The organism is Thermodesulfobacteriota bacterium (genome assembly GCA_036397855.1).
Classification (GTDB): Bacteria; Desulfobacterota_D; UBA1144; order Nemesobacterales; family CSP1-2; genus DASWID01.
The window spans coordinates 1-1,866 of record DASWID010000084.1 but is presented as its reverse complement, the minus strand read 5'-3'; the positions used below and the strand labels follow the sequence as shown (position 1 = coordinate 1,866).

General features: G+C 41.6%; 3 protein-coding genes. 2 read left to right on the top strand and 1 reads right to left on the bottom strand.

Annotated elements, in window-relative coordinates:
* Positions 1-49: 49 nt before the first annotated feature.
* Positions 50-478, bottom strand: a complete 429-nt coding sequence (locus VGA95_06420) for a thioesterase family protein (protein HEX9666181.1) — start codon at positions 476-478, stop codon at positions 50-52.
* Positions 479-900: 422 nt separating this feature from the next.
* Here VGA95_06420 and VGA95_06415 point away from each other — a divergent pair, with 422 nt between their 5' ends.
* Positions 901-1,197, top strand: a complete 297-nt coding sequence (locus VGA95_06415; GenBank protein HEX9666180.1) for a transcriptional regulator — start codon at positions 901-903, stop codon at positions 1,195-1,197.
* A 157-nt stretch (positions 1,198-1,354) separates the two neighbouring features.
* The coding region (locus VGA95_06410; GenBank protein ID HEX9666179.1) for an MBL fold metallo-hydrolase at positions 1,355-1,866 on the top strand (512 nt) is incomplete at its 3' end.

The window sequence follows — 1,866 nt, the reverse complement described above, 5'->3', positions numbered from 1 at the left end:
ACAAAACCCGACGCGATGTATCGAACGTCAGGGAATTCACTACTTAAATTCAGCGTGTACTCATATTTCTCTTCTTTTCTACTTTTGAACTGAATCTTTCGGAATCAACTATGAATCTCTCATGTGTCCCTTCAGAGATAACATCAACACCATCACTTGCAACTATAGAAAAGGTAAGCTTTTTACCCTCCACTTTTATAAGCTCTCCTTTAACGTCGACCTTCAATCCGTAAGGAGTCGCCGCAGAATGACTCAGTTTTACATCTATTCCCACCGATTGTTCCCTTGGCCAGTTTATATAACCATTGATAAACTTAATGCACGCCCGCTCGATCAGGCCTATCATAAATCCTGTAGCCAGGACTTTCGGCATCATCTGAAACTCTTCAGATTCAGGATACAGATATGGAACCGTCTTCGTTTCTGGAATAGTAAAACTGAAATCAAACGTCAAGCCCGGCCTCAAGGAATCGTTCATATGTTGCAAGTCCTATAAATTTAGATTGTCATTTCAAGTGCCTTTCTCTTTTACCTAGTAATAAATTTGAGGAAATTCTATATACTGAATTAGAGGGCATGATATACTAAGGATCATTATTGAGCAAGTCGAAAGATTAGAGTAAAAACATAAGCTGGATTCACTATTACTGCCATTGGGACGAATTCTGTGCTAGGTCGAAGGGAACGGAGGAATCCAAAACAGGTAAAAAAGAGGAGATTGCTTCAATTTGCTTCGCAAATTTCGCAATGACAGTAGAACCCATGTAGCGAGCTACGGGGAATTCGGCAGTTCGACAGGTAATTTAATAGATTTCGGTGACTCAACCTAAGTTGCGTAAATTTATTTAATATTTTTCCCCATTCCCTGTTATTTCTAAATAATTTTTAGAGCGAAGATAGATGATACAAGCTAAAACAACTCGACAGGCAATTACAGATGAACTTCTGTTGGGATTGAAGACAATAAGGGACCTATCTCAGACACTAAGCATTTCAGAAAAAGAAGTAATTGCACACTTACCTCATGTAAAACAATCCGCAAAACATAAGGGATATGATTTTGTAATGGAGCCCTCGAAGTGTCTAAAATGTGGATTTATATTTGAGCATAGAGAGAAGTGGGCTAAGCCGAGTAGATGTCCAGAGTGTAAGGAGGAGAAGATAACTACTCCGATGTTTGGGCTAACCTCTAGGTAAAATTAAAAGAAATTATGCTATGCGTGCTGCCGCGATCGCAAATATGATAGATTCCCAATGACTGTGTCCGTGTATGATTGGAGGAGGGTAAATTGGAATACTTATTATTCTTAGGTACCTTTCAACAAATTGATTAGAACAGTTTAGGAGGTTAGATATGGCCACAGTGACCGAAATTGCCCCGGATGTGTACCGCATCTCAATATATGTTGGGGACTTTGACTTACAGTTTAACCATTTTCTTGTCAGGGATGAAGAACCTCTCATTTATCATACAGGTATGCGAAAAATGTTCCCCGAGCTGTACGAAGCTGCTTCGAAACTGGTTGATCCAAAGACTATACGCTGGATAAGCTGGAGCCATTTTGAGGTTGACGAATGTGGCGGTCTTAATGAATGGCTGAATGCAGCACCACTGGCAGAGCCGGCATGCAGTGTCGTTGGGGCTCTTGTAAACATTAGTGACTTTGCGATTCGGCCGCCTAGGGGCCTCCAGAAAGAGGACGTGCTGACTACGGGGAAATATCGTTTCCGATACGTTTCAACCCCTCACCTACCCCACGGCTGGGATGCAGGATCGCTATTTGAAGAAACAAACGGCACGTTGTTCTGTTCCGACCTTTTTCATCAAACGGGCAAAGTAGAGCCTGTCACGGAGTCCGATGAAAT